This is a genomic window from Lapillicoccus jejuensis, from assembly GCF_006715055.1.
Lineage (GTDB): Bacteria > Actinomycetota > Actinomycetes > Actinomycetales > Dermatophilaceae > Lapillicoccus > Lapillicoccus jejuensis.
Genome location: NZ_VFMN01000001.1, coordinates 3,235,684 through 3,255,068, shown reverse-complemented (window position 1 = coordinate 3,255,068; position 19,385 = coordinate 3,235,684). Strand labels below are relative to the sequence as shown.

The 19,385-nt window shown below is 76.8% G+C and carries 16 protein-coding genes; 11 read left to right on the top strand and 5 right to left on the bottom strand.

Annotated elements, in window-relative coordinates; genetic code table 11:
• Nucleotides 1-703: 703 nt before the first annotated feature.
• Together FB458_RS15115 and FB458_RS15110 are read right to left on the bottom strand one after the other, a co-directional pair.
• A complete protein-coding gene (locus tag FB458_RS15115) occupies nt 704-1,270 on the bottom strand; it encodes a MarR family winged helix-turn-helix transcriptional regulator (protein ID WP_141849219.1) in 567 nt (188 codons plus the stop codon).
• Between the two features lie 449 nt (nt 1,271-1,719).
• Nucleotides 1,720-2,571, bottom strand: coding sequence for an SGNH/GDSL hydrolase family protein (locus tag FB458_RS15110; protein WP_141849218.1), 852 nt, complete (start codon nt 2,569-2,571; stop codon nt 1,720-1,722).
• A 419-nt stretch (nt 2,572-2,990) separates the two neighbouring features.
• On the opposite strand from FB458_RS15110, the gene FB458_RS15105 reads away from it, so the two are divergent.
• A complete protein-coding gene (locus FB458_RS15105; RefSeq protein WP_141849217.1) occupies nt 2,991-4,451 on the top strand; it encodes a polysaccharide biosynthesis tyrosine autokinase in 1,461 nt (486 codons plus the stop codon).
• A gap of 274 nt (nt 4,452-4,725) precedes the next feature.
• Here FB458_RS15105 and FB458_RS15100 read toward each other — a convergent pair whose 3' ends face one another.
• Entirely contained in the window at nt 4,726-4,926 is a 201-nt protein-coding gene (locus FB458_RS15100; protein WP_141849216.1) for a hypothetical protein, read from the bottom strand.
• A 134-nt stretch (nt 4,927-5,060) separates the two neighbouring features.
• On the opposite strand from FB458_RS15100, the gene FB458_RS15095 reads away from it, so the two are divergent.
• A complete protein-coding gene (locus FB458_RS15095) occupies nt 5,061-6,038 on the top strand; it encodes an alpha/beta fold hydrolase (RefSeq protein ID WP_170185697.1) in 978 nt (325 codons plus the stop codon).
• A 22-nt stretch (nt 6,039-6,060) separates the two neighbouring features.
• Here the strand turns inward: FB458_RS15095 and FB458_RS21410 are convergent, their stop codons facing one another.
• Nucleotides 6,061-6,210, bottom strand: coding sequence for a hypothetical protein (locus FB458_RS21410; protein WP_170185696.1), 150 nt, complete (start codon nt 6,208-6,210; stop codon nt 6,061-6,063).
• A gap of 198 nt (nt 6,211-6,408) precedes the next feature.
• On the opposite strand from FB458_RS21410, the gene FB458_RS15090 reads away from it, so the two are divergent.
• Complete coding sequence (locus tag FB458_RS15090; protein ID WP_141849214.1) at nt 6,409-7,407, top strand: hypothetical protein; 999 nt, start codon at nt 6,409-6,411, stop codon at nt 7,405-7,407.
• A 66-nt stretch (nt 7,408-7,473) separates the two neighbouring features.
• Here the strand turns inward: FB458_RS15090 and FB458_RS15085 are convergent, their stop codons facing one another.
• Complete coding sequence (locus FB458_RS15085) at nt 7,474-8,172, bottom strand: arsenate reductase/protein-tyrosine-phosphatase family protein (protein WP_170185695.1); 699 nt, start codon at nt 8,170-8,172, stop codon at nt 7,474-7,476.
• A 404-nt stretch (nt 8,173-8,576) separates the two neighbouring features.
• Between FB458_RS15085 and FB458_RS15080 the strand changes: the two genes are divergently transcribed.
• The 8 genes from FB458_RS15080 to FB458_RS15045 all read left to right on the top strand — a co-directional run bounded on the left by FB458_RS15080 (nt 8,577) and on the right by FB458_RS15045 (nt 19,335).
• Nucleotides 8,577-9,080 (top strand): MarR family transcriptional regulator, encoded by a 504-nt coding sequence (locus tag FB458_RS15080; protein ID WP_141849212.1) that lies wholly within the window; start codon nt 8,577-8,579, stop codon nt 9,078-9,080.
• A gap of 37 nt (nt 9,081-9,117) precedes the next feature.
• Nucleotides 9,118-9,624 carry a MarR family winged helix-turn-helix transcriptional regulator gene (locus tag FB458_RS15075; RefSeq protein ID WP_211356058.1) on the top strand — a complete coding sequence of 169 codons (507 nt, stop codon included), beginning with the start codon at nt 9,118-9,120 and terminating at the stop codon, nt 9,622-9,624.
• 43 nt (nt 9,625-9,667) lie between these two features.
• The gene (locus FB458_RS15070) at nt 9,668-10,174 is read left to right on the top strand and encodes a MarR family transcriptional regulator (protein ID WP_211356057.1); all 507 of its coding nucleotides are present in this window, start codon (nt 9,668-9,670) and stop codon (nt 10,172-10,174) included.
• Nucleotides 10,175-10,560: 386 nt separating this feature from the next.
• Nucleotides 10,561-11,361 (top strand): hypothetical protein, encoded by an 801-nt coding sequence (locus tag FB458_RS15065; protein WP_141849210.1) that lies wholly within the window; start codon nt 10,561-10,563, stop codon nt 11,359-11,361.
• Nucleotides 11,362-11,407: 46 nt separating this feature from the next.
• Nucleotides 11,408-14,515 (top strand): DUF5691 domain-containing protein, encoded by a 3,108-nt coding sequence (locus FB458_RS15060; protein ID WP_141849209.1) that lies wholly within the window; start codon nt 11,408-11,410, stop codon nt 14,513-14,515.
• Between the two features lie 32 nt (nt 14,516-14,547).
• Nucleotides 14,548-15,708: an ATP-binding protein gene (locus FB458_RS15055; RefSeq protein WP_246061265.1), complete on the top strand. Its 1,161-nt coding sequence runs from the start codon at nt 14,548-14,550 to the stop codon at nt 15,706-15,708.
• The gene (locus FB458_RS15050; RefSeq protein ID WP_141849207.1) at nt 15,705-18,113 is read left to right on the top strand and encodes a DUF5682 family protein; all 2,409 of its coding nucleotides are present in this window, start codon (nt 15,705-15,707) and stop codon (nt 18,111-18,113) included. The genes FB458_RS15055 and FB458_RS15050 overlap by 4 nt, the downstream gene beginning before the upstream one ends.
• A complete protein-coding gene (locus tag FB458_RS15045) occupies nt 18,106-19,335 on the top strand; it encodes a VWA domain-containing protein (protein WP_246061263.1) in 1,230 nt (409 codons plus the stop codon). Before FB458_RS15050 ends, FB458_RS15045 begins: the two co-directional genes overlap by 8 nt.
• Nucleotides 19,336-19,385 lie beyond the last annotated feature (50 nt).

Below are 19,385 nucleotides of genomic sequence, written 5' to 3'. Positions count from 1 at the left end.
GGACCCCGTCGGCGCGGGATGCGCCGCCGCCGACAGTCCGGGCTGACCACCCGGATGGCCGGGCCCCGACGCGAGCACAGCTCGGGCCCGGACGGGCCCCGTCTGCGCGACCCGACCCCCCGCGGGTCTGCGCAGGCGGGGTGACCGTGTCCCCCACCGCCGCCGGCCCCCACGGCCGCCACGGCCCTGACCGGTCGGCCCCCACGGCCGACCGGTCGGCCGCGGACGCCCTTCCTCGCGGCCTGGGGTGAAGCCCGTACGGCGACCGCCGCGGCACCGGGCGCCCGTCACAGGGGGAAGGCGAGCGGCCCGGCGCCGCGGCGGCAGCGCGGAGCCCACCCTGCCCGCCCGACCTGCAACGGCCCTGAGGGCCACCCACCAGTACGCGGCTCGGGGTGTCGACGAGGACCAGGTGCCGACCCCGCTCTCCTGACCCGGCGACTCGGGGGGACAGGTACCGGGTGCTCGAGCGGGGCGGGCACCGCCCGTGATCCTGCGGGGATGGGCGGTGTCCCAGGGCCCAGGTGGCCAGGCCCTGCGGCGTTCCCCGGTGCGGACGGCATCGGGGTGGTCCTGCTCCGACAGCGACGTCCCCAGCGACGCCGATGTCGGAGGTCACCGGGCTCGGGACCGGCTCCCGCGGCGAGTTTACGAAGCAACGACTCGCACTACAAGACATCCCGCTGGCGAGTCACCGACGCCCCTACTGGCGACGCTTGGGTGGGGCCACCGGCGCCTGCGCACCGGCGACGAGGCCGGCGAACTCGCGCAGCCGCTCCCCCACGTGCTCGAGGACCGCGGCGTACTCCCGCACCTGCTGCGGCTCGAGGTCGGCGTAGACGACGGCGGGCCACATCCGCATCTGCTTGAGGTGCTCGTGCGACGACGCGGTCGCCTCGACGATGGTCCGGCGGCGGTCGCCCGGGTCGGCGCTGCGCACGAGCAGCCCCTTGGCCTCGAGGCGGTCCACGAGGAGGGTGGCCGAGCCGCTGCCGAAGCCGAGCAGGCCGGCGAGCTCGCTGATCGGCATGGGGCCGCGGGCGACGAGGTAGCTGAGCGCCGTGCTCTCGTTGACGCTCACCCCGATGAACGTCGCCAGCTCGAGCCGGTAGCCCTCCCAGGCCAGCACGCACTCGCGCAGCGCCGTGATCGCCGGCGCCAGGTCCGCCTCGTCCGCCCGCACCCGGGACGACACCCACTCGCTCAGCTCGACGATGTCCGCGGGCGGTGCAGCCTCGGCGGTCGTCTCGGCCTCAGGGGTCTCAGCCATGGTTCGACCCTAGACGTTGGGACAGGTCGGCCGGCGACATTCCGCCCTTGAGCGCAAGTAAGGTGACAAACGTCCATTGTGCATACAGTTACTACTTGCAGTGCGAGTTATGCGGGCTGATACTGGTGACGACCGGAGGGGTGGGGACCACTTCGGACGTCGGATCTCGGTCGCGCTGGGGAGCGGCGGCCGCGGTCCACACACCCCCAGGGGGCCCCGCGACGGTCACGTCGCCGGCCCCCTGGGCGGCCAGCCCCGACGGCCTGCCGTGCCGGCCCACGACGCGGCGACGCCCCGCAGCCGAGGCTGCGGGGCGAAGGTGGCGCGGGCGAAACCCGGCGTTCGCGACCGCCGTCTTCTTGACCGTGACGACGTTGTGGCGGGCGGTGAAGGTCACCGTCGAGCCGGGCGCGTAGTGCAGACCGGTGACGACGAAGGACTCCCTGGCCTTAGCCCCCCGCCGACGCGTCAGGGATGGCGGAGTACAGCGACGACGCAGCCACCGCGACGGCCGGCCCGCTCAGGGTGGTGCCATCGGGCGACGTGGCCGGTGAGACCGCGTCGAACCAGCCGAGGGTGTCGACGTACGTCGTCTGCCTGCCCTTGGCGACCTCGGCGAGAGTGAGGGCGACCGCGCGGAGCGTCGTCGTATTGCGCAGGGTCGCGAAGGGACGGAGCACGACCAGGGAGGCGTTGGGGTAGGTCGAGCGCGCGGTCGCTAGCGTCGTCCGGACGGCCGTCTCCGCGGCAGCCGGGGACGCGAGCCGGTCGGCGACGCCGCCGGTGATGACGACGAGCCCGACCTTGCTCGGGGTCACCGCCTGGGTCAGCTGCGTGGCGAACGAGCCCTGGGTGCCTTCGCTGAGGTAGCCGCTCCCGGTGCTCGATGCGTTGATGCAGCCCCACCCGTGGGCGCGGACGGCCTGGCAGACGAAGGACTGGTCGACCGCCCCGGGGGTCTGGCCCGGAGCCGTGTACCCGTCACCGATGACGAGCGCCGTCGGGGGCAGTCCGGCCGCGTCCGTCGGCGGGCTCGTTGAGGACGGCGACGGGGTCGTCGACTCCGACGTCGACGGGTTCGTCGTCATCCCGGGGGCGGCCGCCGCCGACGAGGTGGTCGTCCCGGCCTGCACCGGAGCACTCGAGGTCGTCGTCGAGGCCGGCGCACCGGCGGCAGGGATGGTGGTCGTCGAGGTCGGCGGCGGGGTCGAGGCGACGTACGGCGGGGGCTGACGCAGAGGCATCGTCGTCAGCAGCACCGTGCCCCCGGCGGCGACGACGAGGGCGGCGATGCCACCCACCCGCTGCAACGTGCGTCGGTCAGTCCTGCGGGTCGCCATCGGCGCGCCCATCCCCTCGGTCGTAGCAGAGGCCGCAACCACGCGGCCCGTCGCTCTTGGAGGATAACTCGGCGCCCCGACGTCATCCCGACGAGCGTGAAGGTCAAAGGGTCAGGTGCTCGGGGACTACCCGACGAGGGTGTCGGGAGCCACTGCTGCGACTGGACGGCCTACCACCACCCCCTCTTCTCCGCTCGTCGGCCGGTGGCGGCGGCGGCGGCCGGTGGGGCCGGCCCTGACAGAACCCGAACAGGCTTCCCAGGACATTGACGTCCGGCTGACGGACGGGTGTCGGACGTCGCGGCTACCGTCGCAGCACCGAGGCCGGCCCAGCGCGCCGGCCGGGGACCGCCGTGGGGACGGCGAGGACAGGGGTCCAGGTGGACGGGGTACGGGTCGGCCCGCGCGGCGCGGCGTTCCTGGTGGTCATGGCGCTCCTCGGCGCAGTCGTCGCGGTGCTGCTGTGCGGGCGCACCACGACGACGTACAGCGCGACGACGGGGGTCTTCGTCGCCGTCGACCCGACGACCGCGCAGGTGCACGGCGCCGACGGGGCGGCGGTCGTCCGCGAGCGCGCCAAGGCGTACGCCGACGCCGCCACCAGCCCCGAGGTGCTGCGCGCCGTCGTGACGCGGCTCAACCTGCCCGAGAGCTGGACCACCCTCAGCAGCCAGGTGAGCGCCTCGCACCCCGACACCGGACTCGACGTCGACGTCACCGCCCGCGCCGCCTCCCCGGCGCTGGCCCGCTCGATCGCCGACGCCGTCGGCGACCAGCTGTGCCTGACCGCGCGCACCCTCGAACCGACGACGCCCGCCGGCGCCGCGCTCGTCAAGCTCACCGTCGACCGGCCCGCGACCCTGCCGACCTCGCCCGAGGGTCTGCCCGACGTCCCGACCGGGCTCGTCGGCGGCCTGCTCGGCCTCGGCGCCGGGGCGCTCGCCCTGCTGGCCCGCCGGCGGCTCGAGACCACCGTCCGCGGGCGACGCGACGCGGCCGCGCTCACCGCCGCCCCCGTCCTCGCGACCGTGCCGCTCGGTGTGGAGGCGCCCAGGCCGCTGCGCGGGCCGTTCGACGCGACCGGGCCTCTCGGCGCCGTCGACGAGACCGGGCGCGCCTTCGACGACCTCGCCCACGGCCTGCTCGGGCTGCCGCTCCCCCAGGCCGTGCGCACCCTCGTCGTCTGCAGCGCCGACGCCGGCGACGGCAAGAGCTCGGTCGCCGCCCAGCTGGCGCAGGCGCTGGCCGCAACCGGTGAGCGGGTGCTGCTCGTCGACGCCGACCTGCGCCGGCCGCGCCAGCACGAGGTCTTCGAGACCGCCCTGTCCCCCGGCCTCACCGACGTCCTCGGCGGCGCCGACCTCGCCACGTGCGTCACCCCGTGCCCCGGCGCGCCGACGCTCGACGTCCTGCCCGCCGGCGCGACGTCGTGCCGCTCGACCGACCTCGTCGGCACGCACCGGATGGCCGAGGTGCTGCAGGACTGGACCGACGAGGGCTACCTCGTCGTCGTCGACGCGCCGCCACTGCTGCCCGTCATCGACGGGGCGATCCTCGCGCGGATGGCGCAGGGGGCGCTGCTCGTCACCCGGGCCCGGCAGACCTCGCGCGAGCACCTGGCCGGGGCCGCCGAGCTGCTGCGCACCAGCGGGGCCGGTCTGCTCGGCGTCGTCGTCAACGGCGTCGCGCCGACCGGGCGACCCCTCGCGGCCGAGCCGGCGGGGGCGCGGGTCGGCGCGGCGGCCGGGACGGCGGAGGGTGCGGGCGCGCTCGGCGTCGGCGTGCCGGCGCGGCTGCGGCCGACGGTCAGCCGGACCGTGCGGGTGACGACCGGGTCCTGACGCGGACGCGGCCGGGGTGTCGCCCGGGGCGGGGCGTCGTACGGGCGCTGCGGGGGTCTGCGGGGAGCTGCGGTGGGGAGTGCGCGGGCCGGCCGGCTGGGGTGGTCGACCGGGCCCGCGCGACGGCCGGGGGCAGGCCGTGGTCAGGCGTGGGGAGGGGGTGTCCGGAGGTGGTGCGGGTCGTGCCGTGCTGCGGTGCGGCCGTGGGGGTGGCTCGCGGGTGCTGCTGGGGGGAGCTGCCCGGGTGTGCCCGGGCGTGGTGGAGCGGGAGGGATCAGAAGATCGCGCGGATGACCCAGACGGCGACGGCGATGCTCGGCGTGATCATCACGACGAAGGCGGCGGCGTTGGCGACGGTCTCCCAGAAGGTGCGGGGGGCGCGACGGGGGTTGCGGACCCGGGTCGGGACCGGGAGCGACGGGAGCGGACGGCGGGGAGCGAGGGCGAGCCCGGCGTGGGGGATGTGGGTGGCCATGCGGGAACACTACGAATGCCCCTATTCGGACACAAGGTGCATTCCGGAGGTTTAGCCGTTCGGGTGATGCTTGCAGTACGAGAGGTCGAGGACCCATCCTGCGCCGACCCGGTGCGGTGCCTATCGTGACGCGGGTGAGCACCCCCACACCCCCCACCTCACCGACCACCCCCTCCCCCTCCGACGCGATCGACCGGCCCGGTCCGCCGGCCGCCCCGGCCGACGGGTGGCACGCGACCACCCTCGAGGTCGGCGGCCGCCGGCTCGCCGTCCACGACACCGGGCAGACCGACCGCCCCGCGCTCGTCCTGCACGCCGGGACGCCGTCGACGTTCGTCACCGAGCCGTCGCTGCTCGAGGCCGCCGACCGCGCCGGCGTCCGCCTCGTCACCTGGGCCCGCCCCGGCTACCGCGGCTCGGACCGCCGGCCCGGGCGCACCGTCGCCGACGTCGTCGACGACGCCCGCGCCGTCCTCGACCACCTCGGCATCGAGCGGTGCGCCACCCTCGGGCACTCCGGCGGCGGCCCGCACACCCTGGCCATGGGCGCGCTGCTGCCCGAGCGGGTGGCCGCGGTCGCCTGCGTCGCCGGCGTCGCGCCCTACGACGCCCCCGGTCTGGACTGGCTCGCCGGGATGGGCGAGAGCAACGTCGTCGAGTTCGGCGCCTGCCTGCAGGGCGAGGAGCCGCTGCGGGCGCTGCTGCAGGAGTGGCTCCCCGGCCTCGCCCACGTCACCGGGGCCGAGCTCGTGCAGGAGTGGCGCACCCTGCTGCCGCCCGTCGACGTCGCCGTGATGACCGACGAGCTGGGCGAGGAGTTCGCCGCCGGCACCCGGTGGTGCCTCGCCGGCGGCATCGACGGCTGGCTCGACGACGACCTGGCCTTCGCCCGCCCCTGGGGCGTCGACCTCGGCGCGATGACCGTGCCGGTGAGCGTCTGGCAGGGCAGCGAGGACCTCATGGTCCCGGCCGCCCACGGTCCCGTCCTCGTCGCGATGATCCCCGGCGCCGAGGCCCGGCTGCTCGACGGCGAGGGGCACCTGTCCATCGCCGCCGGCAAGGTCGACGAGCAGCTGGCCTGGCTGCGCGACCGGCTGGTCGAGCGGGGCTGAGCCCCGCGCCGGGACCGGCCCGTCAGCGGCGGAACAGGAGCACGTGCACCAGCACCGCCCACAGCACCGCCGACGGGGCGACCATGAGCACGAAGAGCGCCGCCTGCGCCAGCGACCCCGCGACCGACCCCAGCGAAGGGTGGCGGCGGTGCCGGACGACGGCGTCGGACATGGTCCCAGCGTAGGGAGAAGCAGTGCCGCTATACGGCTCCGCCACTCCGTCTCGCGTGGGACCGTGTGAGCGCAGCCCGGCGAGCGCGCACGTCCACCGCTCCACCCCACCCCGCCCGCCGGTCCCCCGCAGGTCCACTCCCACCCCCTCACCCTCGCCACGGCTCCACCCGTCCCTGCTCTCGGGGAAAGGACCCGGATGTCGCTCGACCCGTCGACCCCACCGACGGCCGGCTCGCCCCCCACCCCTCCGCCCCCGCCGGCCGGACCCCTCGGTGAGCTGCTCCGCGCGCTGCTCGAGGGCCCCTACCGCCCGGTGTGGCGCCCGCACGCGCGCCGGGTGCGCGCCGACGGGCTCAATGCGCTGGCCATCGCCGCCGTCCTCGCCGCGTGGCTGCGCCGGCACCCGCAGCGCCCCGGCGACGAGCAGGCCGGCCCCGAGCAGCTCGACGACCTCGTGCGCCAGGCCCTGCTCGGCCGGGTCTCCCCCGATCGGCTCGAGGCGTTCGTCGGCGCCTTCGGCCTGACCCCCGACGAGGCCGACGCGCTGCGGGCCACGAGCGCCGGCGACACCTCGACCGTCGTGGTCGGCTGGCCCGGGCGGGTGCCGCCCGGGGGCGCCCCCGTGCTGACCCGCCCCGCCGGGTACGACGTCGTCAGCCTGCGCGAGCTGCACGTCCTCGGCGCCGACGGCACCCCCGTCTCGCACCACTTCACCCAGCGGATCCGCGCCCAGCGCACCGACGTGCACGTCGTGCGGCACGTCTTCGAGCCCGCCCACGAGACGGTCTCGCTCGTCGCGGGCGGCTCGCCGGGGGCGCCGTACGCCCTCGACGGGGACCGCTGGGCCGTCGACATCGCCCTGCCGCAGCCGCTGGCCGCGGGCGCCGAGACGACGCTGGAGATCTCCTCGCGCACGCGCTGGGAGCCGCCCGTCGACCCGGTCCTGCGGCACGTCGCCCGGGGCCGGCTGCGCGACGTCGAGCTCGCCGTGCAGTTCCACCCCGACCGGCTGCCGCAGGAGGTGTGGTGGGCCCGCTGGGCGGGGATCCGCGGTCCGCGGGACACCGTCCTGCACCGCGAGCGCCTCACCCTGGACGGTCAGCACCGCGCCCGGAGGCACCTGCACGTGCTCGAACGGGCCGTCGTAGGGTTCATCTGGTCGCTCGACGGGCCCGATCCGACATCACGTGGGTGACGATCGGGTTGCTGTCAGGAAACCGACGGTCTGATCGATCACTTTTCGGGAGTCTTGACGGTATCTTTACCAATGGCTCCCGGGGAGGGGAGCCCTCCGGAGGTGGTGGGTGTTTCGTCGTGGGGGCGAGGCACCCGCCACCTTCTCCTCGTCGCGGCCGTCGACCTCCCGGTCCGCGGACGCCGCCGGCCGGCAGAGCGCCTCGACGAGCAGCCGCACCGCGTCCTGCGTCTGGCGGGCGACCGCCGCCATCGCCTGCGGGCCGCGGCCGGACGGGTCGAGCGCGTCGAGGTCGGTGGGCGTAGGTGTCGGGAGTCCGCCGCGGTAGTGCGCGACGAAGGCCGGCACGAGCGCCGGCCGCTGCTCGAGCGGGACGTCGCCCCACTGCGGGGTGACGTGCTCGAGCACCCCCTCCAGCTCGCGCCAGGTGAGGACCTTGGACGCCGTCCCGGCCACCCCCGGCAGGTCGGCGAACCGCGCCCGTACGGCGTCGCGCTGCGCCCGGGTCGCGGTCAGCACGAGGTCGGCTTCGGCGACGAGCGACGCGGCGAGCGGGCGGGACCGGTGCGCCGACGGGTCGAGGCCGGCCCCGCGGGCCGCGAGCATCGCCGGCGGCCAGACCGGCTCCCCCGCGACGGCCTCGGTGCCCGCGCTCGCGACGGTGAGCGACGGGGCGTCGTACCGCAGCAGGAGCCGGCGCGCGTGCAGCTCGGCGAGGACCGAGCGGGCCCGGTTGGCCGAGCACACGAAGAGCAGGTGCGGCACCGGCGCGTCCCTCCCGTCGGACGCCGGATCCTGCCCGCGTCGTCGCGGAACCCCATCACGCGACGATGGGAGCAGGCTGCGGGGAGCACGGGAATCTCGTCGATCTCCTGCGCCGAGTTCGTCCAATCGGAAGATTGTTGAGCCGTTTCACTATGCACTCGCGCAACCACTGTCTATGGTGGCACCTGCTGCTCCCCCGCAGCTGTCACCGCTCGGCTCCCCACCGGTCGGTGCCAAGGCCGTCGTCACCGTGACACCCGGACGTCTCCCGCCTTCCCCCCGAGCGGCGGGAGCCGTCCACCGTCCGATGATCCCCATAGTCGTACGACAGAGGTGACCTCCGTGCACATGTCGTGCGGTGACGACGGCCTTCCCCTCCGCCCCCGCTCGCGGCGGCACGCCCGGTGACGACGACGTCGCAGCCGGAGGCCCGGGTCGCCGCGCAGGTCGGCGAGGCGATCGCCCGGCTGCAGGACCTCACCCTCGTCGCCGAACAGCTGCGGGTCGAGGTGGCCCGCTTCTGGGGGCTGACGGTGAGCGAGATCCTCGCCCTGACCTACCTCGACGGGCACGGCCCGCTCAGCCAGCGCGAGCTCGCCGAGGGGCTGTCGATCACCCCGAGCGCCGTCACCGTCATGGTCGACCGCCTCATCGCGCGCGGGTTCGTCGCCAAGAGCCCGCACCCGACCGACCGGCGGCGGGTCCTGGTGCGCACGACGCTCGTCGACGACGGCAGCCTGCCGGTCTCGCCGAACGCGCTCATCGCCCGACCCTTCCTCGAGATGGACGAGGCGCAGCGCCTCGCCGCCACCGAGCTGATGGACCTCCTGACGCGGCACCTCGCCCAGGCCGCCGCCCGCGTGCACGACCTCGAGTCCGCCGCGCCGCCGCGCCGCCGCGTGACCTGATCGTCCGCGCCCTCACCGGCGCGTGGGACCATGCGGCGTGAGCACGGACGGGGACCCCTTCGCCCAACCCGGCATCAGGGAGGTCGTCCACGAGACCCGCGACCTCGGTGACGCCAACAGCCGGCTGCGCGTCGCCGTGGCCCGCCACTTCGGGCTCCCGGTGGCCGACGTCATGGCCCTGACCCACCTGCAGGTCCACGGGGCGATGAGCCAGCGCCAGCTCGCCGAGGGGCTCGGCATCAGCACGAGCGCGGTGACGGTCATGCTCGACCGGCTCGAGCCGCTCGGCCTGATGACCCGCGTCCCCGACCCGCACGACCGGCGCCGCACCCTCGTGCACGTGTACTCGGCGGCCGCCGACCCGCTCGGCGTCTACGGCGCGATCGCCCGGCCCTTCCTGCGCCTCAGCGAAGAGGACCGGCGGCACGCCATCCGGCTGCTCCCCCAGCTGCGGGAGATCCTCGAGGAGTCGGTGGCGGCCGTCGAGGCGCTCCCGCCGGTGACCGGGGCGCGCGTGCCGCCCACCCCCGCGCCGGAGGGCTGAGAACCCGCCGTACGGCGTCCTCGCGCGTGCGAGCATGACGCCGGTGGGCGACGACGCGCAGGACTCGACCCCGGGTGGGCCGCTCGCGGCGCCCGGGCTGCTCGACGTGCTCACCGCCCTGCGCGACCTCTTCGCGGCCAACGAGTCGGTCCGCCTCGAGGTGGCCCGCCACCTCGGCATCAGCGTCAACGAGATCATCGCCCTGACCCACCTGCAGACCCATGGCCCGATGACCCAGCGCGAGCTGGCCGACGGGCTCGGCCTGAGCCCCAGCGCGGTGACCGTCATGCTCGACCGGCTCGAGCCGCGCGGCCTGATGAGCCGCCGGCGGCACCCGACCGACCGCCGCCGGACCATCGTCGAGGTGCACACCCCCGCCGACGACCCGATGGGCCTGTACGCCGTCCTCGCCCGCCCGTTCCTCGCCATGGACGAGGGCGACCGGGTCGAGGCGGCCCGATTGCTCGCCCTGGTCACCGAGCAGGTGCGCCTCTCGGCCGAGCACGTGGGCGCGCTGCCGCCGGTCGCGCCGCCGCGCCGACGGCTCTGAGCTCCTCGGCGTCGTGGTCATGTGAACGGTCCACCACCGCTCCGGAGAAAAGTTCCGTTGTGGGCGATTTGATGGCATTATTACTTGTTGTCCGAGATGCTTGCTCAAGCGCTACCGCCTCAGGCACGATCGTCTCGACAGCGAGGCACCTGTGTGGAGGTGACCGGGCTGTGCACCACCACGGTCAGTGACGCACCCCCGCCGCAGGAGGACGGGGGACGTCCCCGGCCGACCCGGCCGAGGACGTGGGGTCCCCGCCGGACGCGATGCTGCGGCCCTCCCCTTCGTCGCACTCGCCGCGCGGCCTCCCACCTCCCCCAGCTGGGAGGCCGCGCTCGCACCCGCGCGCCCCGCCCGCCCCGCTGGACCTGAGGCAGACTGCCGTCGTGGCAGGTCCTCGGGAGCGGCGGTCGTTGCTCGGGATGAGCGTGCGCGAGCCGTTGCCGGCCGTCCTCGCCCTCGTCCTGCTGGTCGTGGTCGGCGTCGTCGTCGGGGTGCGGCTCGTGGACGCCGAGCCGACGCCGTCGCCGCTGACCGCCGAGGCGCTGCGGCTGCCGCTGGACGGCTCCTGCTACGTCGTCGCCGTGCCCGGTCGCAACCTCGCCGACCCGCCGGTCCCTCCCCCCGCCGACGGGCAGCCCCAGGACGCGCTCGCCGCGTGGACGGTGCGGACGCTGGCCAACCCGGTCGGCAGCAGCCGCACCCGGGTCACCGTCCTCGCCCGCGGCGCCGCGGTCACCGTCACCTCGGTCGAGGTGTCCGGCTCGCAGGCCCTGCCGATGCTCCAGCGCGACTGGCGGCTCGACTCGCGGTGCCGCCCGGGCACGATGATGCCGGTCGCGCGCTCGGCGTCGACGCCCGCCGTCGTCCTGGCGGGCGACCTCGACGGCGCCGCCGACGGCCGCCGGGTCACCCTCACCCCGCAGCCGGGCGGGACGCTCCCGCTGCGGGTCGCGGCCGGCACGAGCGCGCGGCTCGTCCTCGACCTGCGGACGGAGGCGGTGAGCATGCGCTGGGCGGCCACCGTGCACTGGACCGCCGACGACGGCCGCCACGGCACGACCCTCGTCGACGGCCAGCCCGACACCCTCAACCTCATCAGCGGCGCCCGCGTGACGACGCACTACGGCTGGGACGTCGAGGCGGGCCGCTGGGTGCAGCTGCCGTCGTCAGGGACCGCCGGCTGAGGGCTGTCGGGGCCGGCCGGTACGTTCCCGCCATGGGGAGGACGCCGTGACGCCGTGGGAGCTCGAGCAGGTGCTCGCGCTCGCGTCCGACGACGCCGCGCGGACGGCCGCGCGGCGCACCGCCACCCCGTCGATGTGGTCCGGGACCGGCGCCTCCGACCGCCTGCTGTGGGGCGAGTGCGTCGGCAGCGGCACGGCGCCGTACCGGACCGTCGTCGATTTCGGCGAGGGCGCCGGCGGGGGCACGGTGGCGACGACCTGCACGTGCCCGAGCCGCAAGCTCCCCTGCAAGCACGCCCTGGCCCTGCTCCTGCTGTGGTCGACCGGGTCGCTGGCCGGCGGCCCGGGGACCGTGGCCGACCCGCCGCCGTACGCCGCCGCCTGGCTGGCCGCCCGGCTCGGCCGCGCCGAGCGGGCCGCGGCCCCCGACACCCCGCGGGCCGCCCGCGGCACCTCGCCGGCCACGGTCGCCCGCCGGGCTGCGCGGGTGGGCGCCGGGCTCGAGGAGCTCGAGCGCTGGCTCGCCGACCAGGTCCGCACCGGGGTCGCGAACGCGAGCGCCGACGCGTACCACCGGTTCGACCCCGTCGCGGCGCGGATGGTCGACGCGCAGGCGCCCGGGGTCGCCGCGACGTTGCGCCGGCTGCCGCAGGTCGTCGGCACCGGCGGTGACTGGCCGGGGCGGCTGCTGCAGGAGCTGGCCGGGCTGCACCTGCTCGCCCGGGCCCACGGCCGGCTCGACGCCCTGCCCGACGGGCTGGCGGCGACGGTCCGCTCCCGGGTGGGCTACACCGTGCCGACCGAGGCGGTCCTCGCCACGGAGGGGGTGCCGGACCGCTGGCAGGTCCTCGCCGTCGAGCAGACCGAGCAGGGCGGCCTCGTCACGCGCCGGACCCGGCTGTGGGGCGAGAGCACCGACCGGCCCGCGCTCGTGCTGACCTTCGGCGCCGGCGGGCAGGCACCCGACGCGTCGCTGCGCCCCGGGACCGTCGTCGAGGGGCCGGCGCACTTCTACCCGGGCGACCCGCCGCTGCGGGCGGTGCTCGCCGACCCGGTCGTCGTCGACCGGCTCGACTGGGTCGCCGCGTCGCCCCGCCCCCGCACCGTCGCCCGGCTGCTCGACGAGGCGGCCGCCGCCCTCGCCGCCGACCCGTGGACCTCGGCCTGGCCGGGGCTTCTCGAGGCCCGGCCCGCGGGCGGACCGGACGGGTGGGCCCTCGTCGACGCCGACGGTGACAGCCTCGCCGTGCTGGGGCCGGGCGGGGGCGCGGTGGCGTTCTGGCGCCGGCTGCTCGCGGTGTCCGGTGGCGCGCCCGTCACCGCGGCCGTCGAGGTCGTCGACGGCGCGGTGCTCGTGCTCGGGGCGTGGCCGCTCGTCGCGCCCTCGGGCGGGTCGAGCGGCTGGGGCGGAGCGGGCGGGTCGGATAGGTCGGGCGGGTCGGATGGGTCGGGCCCGGCGGCGTCCTCCGCGGCGGCAGCGGACGCCGGTGACGGCGGGCCACGGCGGTCGGCGGCGTGGCGCGAGCTCGTCGCGGCGGCCACGGTCGGGGCGGGCAGCCGGCCGCTGCCGGTGGGCGGCTTCCACCCCGTCGTCGCCGTGAGCGCCGCCGGGGTCGAGCGCAGCGACCCGGCGACGGCGCTGCTCGACCTGGCCGCCCTGGAGGCCCGCGCGGTCGCGGCCGCCCCGGTCACCGGCCGCGCCCGGCCACTGCCGCCCGCGCCGCCGGAGACCGCGCCCGTCGTGGCTCCGCGGCTCGTCGCCCTCGTCCTCGAGGCCGTCGAGCTGGACCGTGGGCTGGCCGCCGACCTGCTGCAGCAGGCCGTCGCGGCCGGCGTCGTCGCCCCGCCCGAGACCCTCGTCGCCCTGGTCGCGCTCGCCGAACGGGGTGAGCGGGGCGGTGGGTCGCTCGCGACGCTGGTCGCGCGGCTCGGTGGCGCCCGGCTGCGCTGGCTCGGGCAGGTGGACCCGTCCGGTGCCGTCGGCGGGGACGACGGCACCCCGCAGGGCGTCGAGTCGGCTTCCCCCGACGGGGCGGACGGGGCACACGGACGGGACGGGTGGGACGGCGTCGGCCCGGAGCGCGAGCGCTGGCTGCGGGCCACGCGCGCGGTCGACCCGGACCGGGCCCGGGCCGCGCTGACCCGCACCTGGGCCCAGGAGACCCCGCCCGACCGGGCGCTCTTCCTCGACGTCCTCGCCACCGGGCTCGGCCCGGACGACGAGGCGCTGCTCGAGCGGGCCCGCGACGACCGGCGCCGCGAGGTCCGCGACGTCGCCGCCCGGCTGCTGCTGCGCCTCGCCGCGCAGGTCGCCCGGGCGGGCGGCTCCACCGGGGCCGGCGAGCGGGCGGCGGCGCGGGCGACGCCGTACGTCCTCCTCGGCACGAGCGGGCTGCGGCGCCGGCCGGTGCTGCGGGTGGGCGCACCCACCGACGTCGCCGAGCTGGAGGCGCTGGCGCCCGGCGCCGTGCGGGACGGGCTCGGCGCCCCGCCACCGGCGGGCTGGCCGGGAGGTCCACGCGCGTGGCTCCTGCACCGGCTCGTCCTCACCACCCCCTTGGCGACGTGGGAGCGGCTGGTCGGCGACGGTCCGGACGCCGTCCTCGCGCTCCCGCGCGAGGGTGACCTGGCCCCCGTCCTCGACGCCGCGTGGGTCGGTGCCGCCGTCGAGCAGCAGGACGTCGCCTGGGCGCGGGCCCTGCTCGCCGTCCGGCCCGACGCCCCCGCCCGGCTCGTCGGGGTGCTCCCCGCGGCCGAGCGCGCCGAGCCGCTCGTCGCGCTGCTCGGTCTGCGGGTCGCGCAGGGCCGGCCCGTCACCCCCGACCTCCTCGAGGTCCTCGAGCCCGTCCCGGCGCCGTGGCCGCGGGCGCTGGGTGCGTCGGTGCGGGCGCTCGCCGAGGCCGGTCTCGACGGGGACGGGCTGCTCGTGGCGCTGGCCGCCCGGCGGGTGCGGCTCGACGACCCCGACGACGAGGAACGCTGGCGGGCCTGGGCGCGGCGGCTGCTCGCGACCGGCTCACCCCGGCCGGGGCTGCGGCGCGCCCTCGACCGGCTCGGGCGGGTCGTGGCGCTGCGGACGGCGTTCGCGCAGGAGCTGGGCGGCGCACCCGCGCCGCGGGCGCGAGACAGGACGACCGGGGATGAGCGGAGATGACGGGGACCGACGAGGAGAGGCAGGGTGACCGCGTGAGCGCGACGGACGGCACGACGAGGGGCGGGAGCACGACGATCGGGGTCGGCGAGGACGTCACGCAGCCCGCCCCGGGCGGCGAGCTGCTGCGCCCGCACGCCGAGCAGCTCTACGCGGGCGAGCTCGCCGCCCTGGTCGCGACGGACACGGCCGCCCGGCCGCCGTCGTGGCGGATGTCGCCGCAGGCCGTCGTGACCTACCTGCTCGGCGGGACCCTCGAGGACGGCACCGTCGTCACACCCAAGTACGTCGGTCCGCGCCGGCTCGTCGAGGTGGCCGTCGCGACCCTGGCGACCGACCGGGCGCTGCTGCTGCTCGGGGTACCCGGCACCGCGAAGACGTGGGTGTCCGAGCACCTGGCCGCCGCGGTGAGCGGCGACTCGACCCTGCTCGTGCAGGGCACCTCGGGCACCGGCGAGGAGGCGATCCGCTACGGCTGGAACTACGCCCGGCTCATCGCCGAGGGCCCCTCCCCCGCGGCGCTCGTGCCGTCGCCGGTCATCACGGCGATGCGCGAGGGGCGGGTGGCGCGGATCGAGGAGCTGACCCGCATCCCGTCCGACGTGCAGGACGCCCTCATCACCGTGCTGTCGGAGAAGACCCTGCCGGTGCCCGAGCTCGGCACCGAGGTGCAGGCGGCCAAGGGGTTCACCGTCATCGCCACCGCCAACGACCGCGACCGCGGCGTCAACGACCTCAGCTCGGCGCTGCGCCGTCGGTTCAACACCGTCGTCCTGCCGCTGCCGGCCGGCGAGGACGAGGAGGTGGCCATCGTCGCCCGCCGGGTCGCCGAGCTCGGCCGGGCGCTCGAGCTCCCGCCGGTCCCGGCGGCGTCGGAGGAGATCCGCCGCGTCGTCCAGGTGTTCCGCGAGCTGCGCTCCGGCGTGACGGCCGACGGCCGCACCCGGCTGAAGTCGCCGTCGGGGACGCTGTCGACGGCCGAGGCGATCTCGGTCGTCATGGGCGGTCTGGCGCTCGCCGGCCACTTCGGCGACGGCGAGCTGCGGGCCGCCGACGTCGCGGGCGGGATCCTCGGCGCCGTCGTCAAGGACCCGACGGCCGACGCGACCGTGTGGACCGAGTACCTCGAGGCCGTCGTGCGCGAGCGCGAGGGCTGGGGCGACTTCTACCGGGCCTGCCGCGAGGTGAGCGGGTGACCGACGAGGGCACCTGGGTCCTGGGGGTCCGGCACCACGGCCCCGGGTCGGCGCGCGCCGTCCTCGCCGAGCTCGAGCGGGTGCAGCCGGACGCCGTCCTCGTCGAGGGCCCCGCCGACGCGGACCCGTTGCTGCCGTGGGTGACCCACGCCGGGATGCAGCCTCCGGTCGCGCTGCTCGCGCACGTGGTCGGCGACGCCGACCGGTCCTCGTTCTGGCCGTTCGCGGTCTTCTCGCCCGAGTGGCAGGCCCTCACCTGGGCGGTCTCGCGCGGCGTCACGGTACGGTTCATGGACCTGCCCTCCACGGCGGTCCTCGCCCACCGCCGGCGGGTCGAGGAGGACCTTGCGGCAGAGGGTGACGGGGAAGAGGGTTCGTCGGCACCTGGTGCCGAGGACGTGATGTCGGGAGCGTCCGTCCGCGGCGCCGCGCTCGACGTCGTCCTCGAACGCACCGACCCGATCGCCCTGCTCGCCCGCGCCGCCGGGTACGACGACGCCGAGCGCTGGTGGGACGACGTCGTCGAGCACCGCGGCAAGGGCGGCGGGTTCGAGGCGATCACCGAGGCGATGGCGGTCCTGCGCGAGGACGACGACGGGGGCGCGCACGGCGGGGACGGCGCGGGCGGGGCGGCGCGGCGTCGTACGGGCGCGGCGCGGCAGCACGAGGAGCGGCGCGAGGCGCACATGCGCCAGGTGCTGCGCGCGGTCCGCAAGGCCGGGGCGCGCCGCGTCGTCGTCGTGTGCGGGGCCTGGCACGCGCCCGCCCTGACCGGGGTCCTGCCGCCGGCGACGCGCGACGCCGCCGTGCTGCGCGGGATGCCGAAGGTGCGCACGGCGCTGACCTGGGTGCCGTGGACGCACTCGCGGCTGGCCTTCGCCTCCGGGTACGGCGCCGGCGTCGAGTCACCGGGGTGGTACCACCACCTCTTCACCTGCCCCGACGACCGGGTCGTCACCCGGTGGCTGGCGCGGGTGTCGGCCCGGCTGCGCGAGCGCGACCTGCCCATCTCCTCGGCGCACGTCATCGAGGCGGTCCGGCTGGCCGAGACGGTCGCGACGATGCGCGGCCGCCCGCTCGCGGGCCTCGGCGAGGTCACCGACGCCACCCGCGCCGTCCTCTGCCAGGGCGACGAGACGCTCGTCGAGCTCGTCACCCGCGAGGTCGTCGTCGGCGAGCGGCTCGGCGTCGTGCCCGACGAGGCCCCGAGCACCCCGCTGGACGCCGACCTGCGCGCGACGGCGCGCCGGCTGCGGCTCGCCCTCGAGCCCGCCCCGCGCGACCTCGTCCTCGACCTGCGCAAGGACACCGACCGGGCCCGCTCGCACCTGCTGCACCGGTTGCTGCTGCTCGAGGTGCCCTGGGGCGCACCGCAGCCGGTCGACGGGACGGGGACGTTCAAGGAGGCGTGGACGCTCGAGTGGGACCCCGTGCTGTCCGTCGCGCTCGCCGTCGCCAGTCCGTGGGGCACCACCGTCGAGGTGGCCGCCACGGCCCGCGCGAGCGACCTCGCGCTCGACCCGGGCACCCCGCTCGCCGGCATCGCCGGCGTCCTCGACCGGTGCCTGCTGGCCGACCTGCCCGCCGCGGTGCCCGGCGTCCTCGACGCCCTGCGCGACCGGGCCGCCCTCGACAGCGACGTCGAGCACCTCATGGAGGCGCTGCCCGCGCTCGCCCGCGCGGTCCGGTACGGCGACGTCCGCGGCACCGACGCGTCCGCGCTCGCCGAGGTCACCGAGTCGCTGCTGGCCCGGGTGCGCGCCGGCCTGCCCGCCGCCGTGACCGGGCTCGGTGACGACGCGGCCGCGGCGCTGCGCCAGCGGCTCGACGAGGTCGACCGGGCCACGACCCTCATGCCGGCGACCAGCCGCGAGCGCTGGCTGGCCTCGCTCACGGAGCTGGCCCGCCGCGAGGACCTGCACGGCCTGCTCGCCGGGCGGCTGGTCCGGCTGCTGCACGACGCCCGGCTGCTCGACGACGACACCGTGGCCCGTCGCCTCTCGCAGGCGCTGTCGGTCGGCACCACCCCGGCCGACAAGGCGGCCTGGGTCGACGGGCTGCTGGCCGGGACCGGCACCGTGCTCGTCCACGACGACGGGCTGGTCACGGTCCTCGACGGGTGGCTGCGCCGGCTGGTCGAGGACGAGTTCACGACGGTGCTGCCGCTGCTGCGGCGGACCTTCGGCACCTTCGCCGCGACCGACAAGCGGGCGCTCGGCACGCTGCTCGCCCGGCTCGTGCGGGCCGGGGCGGGCGGCCCGGGTGCGGCGTCGGGGGCGTCGTCCGGTGGTCGGCTCGGCGGCGGGGGTGCCGGGGCCGACGTGGAGTGGGGCCCGGCCGACCGGGCCCGCGCCGAGCCGGTCGTCGCCGCCGTCGCGCGGCTGCTGGGGGTGGAGCGTGGCTGAGCCCGACGACCAGGAGGCCCGGCGGCGCTGGCGCCTCGTCCTCGGCGAGGAGGCCGGCCGGGGCGGGCTGGGCGGCGTCTCCGGCGAGGACGCGCGGATGGACCGCGCCCTCGCCGCCCTCTACGACCGCGACGGCGGTGCGGCCGGGCCGGGCGGGCCGGGCGCTCCCGGGCGGGTGGTCGGCGCGGCCGGCGCGGCCGCGGGGCGCCGTACGGCGGGGTTGGGGCCGTCCGCACCGTCGGTCGCGACCTGGCTGCGCGACATCCGCCGCTACTTCCCCTCGACGGTCGTCCAGGTGATGCAGCGCGACGCCGTGGAGCGGGTGGGGCTGCGCGCGCTGCTGCTCGAGCCGGAGCTGCTGGAGACCCTGCAGCCGGACGTGCACCTGGCCGCGACCCTCGTCGCGCTCGGCCGGGCCATCCCCGAGACCTCCCGGCAGACCGCGCGGCAGGTCGTCGCCGAGGTGGTCCGGCAGGTCGAGGAGCGGATCGCCGACCGCACCCGCGCCGCGGTGACCGGCGCCCTCGACCGCTCCACCCGGGCCCGGCGGCCGCGGCTGCGCGACGTCGACTGGGACCGCACGATCCGGGCCAACCTCAGGCACTGGCTGCCCGAGCAGCGCACGATCGTGCCGGAGCGGCTCGTCGGCCACGGCCGACGAGCCCGGTCGGTCGAGCGCGACGTCGTCCTGGCCATCGACCAGTCCGGGTCGATGGCCACCTCGGTCGTCTACTCGGCGATCTTCGGCGCCGTCATCGGCTCGATCCGCGCCGTGCGCACCTCGCTCGTGCTCTTCGACACCGAGGTCGTCGACCTCACCGACCGGCTCTCCGACCCGGTCGACGTCCTCTTCGGCACCCAGCTCGGCGGCGGCACCGACATCGACCGCGCCGTCGCCTACTGCCAGGGCCTGGTCACCCGCCCCGCCGACACCCTGTTCGTGCTGATCTCGGACCTCTACGAGGGCGGCGTGCGCGACTCGCTGCTGGCCCGGGTCACCCGGATGCTCGACGACGGCATCCAGGTCGTCGTCCTGCTCGCCCTCTCCGACGACGGCGCGCCCGCCTTCGACCGGGAGCTCGCGGGGGACCTGGCCGAGCTGGGGGTGCCCGCCTTCGCCTGCACCCCGGACGCCTTCCCGGACCTGCTCGCGGTCGCGCTGTCCCGTCAGGACGTCGGCGCCTGGGCCGCCCGGTACACCGCCCCGGCCGTCGAACAGTAAATTGTCGGTATAACGACAGACGTCGGCTCGCGTCCGGGACGCCCCACCCG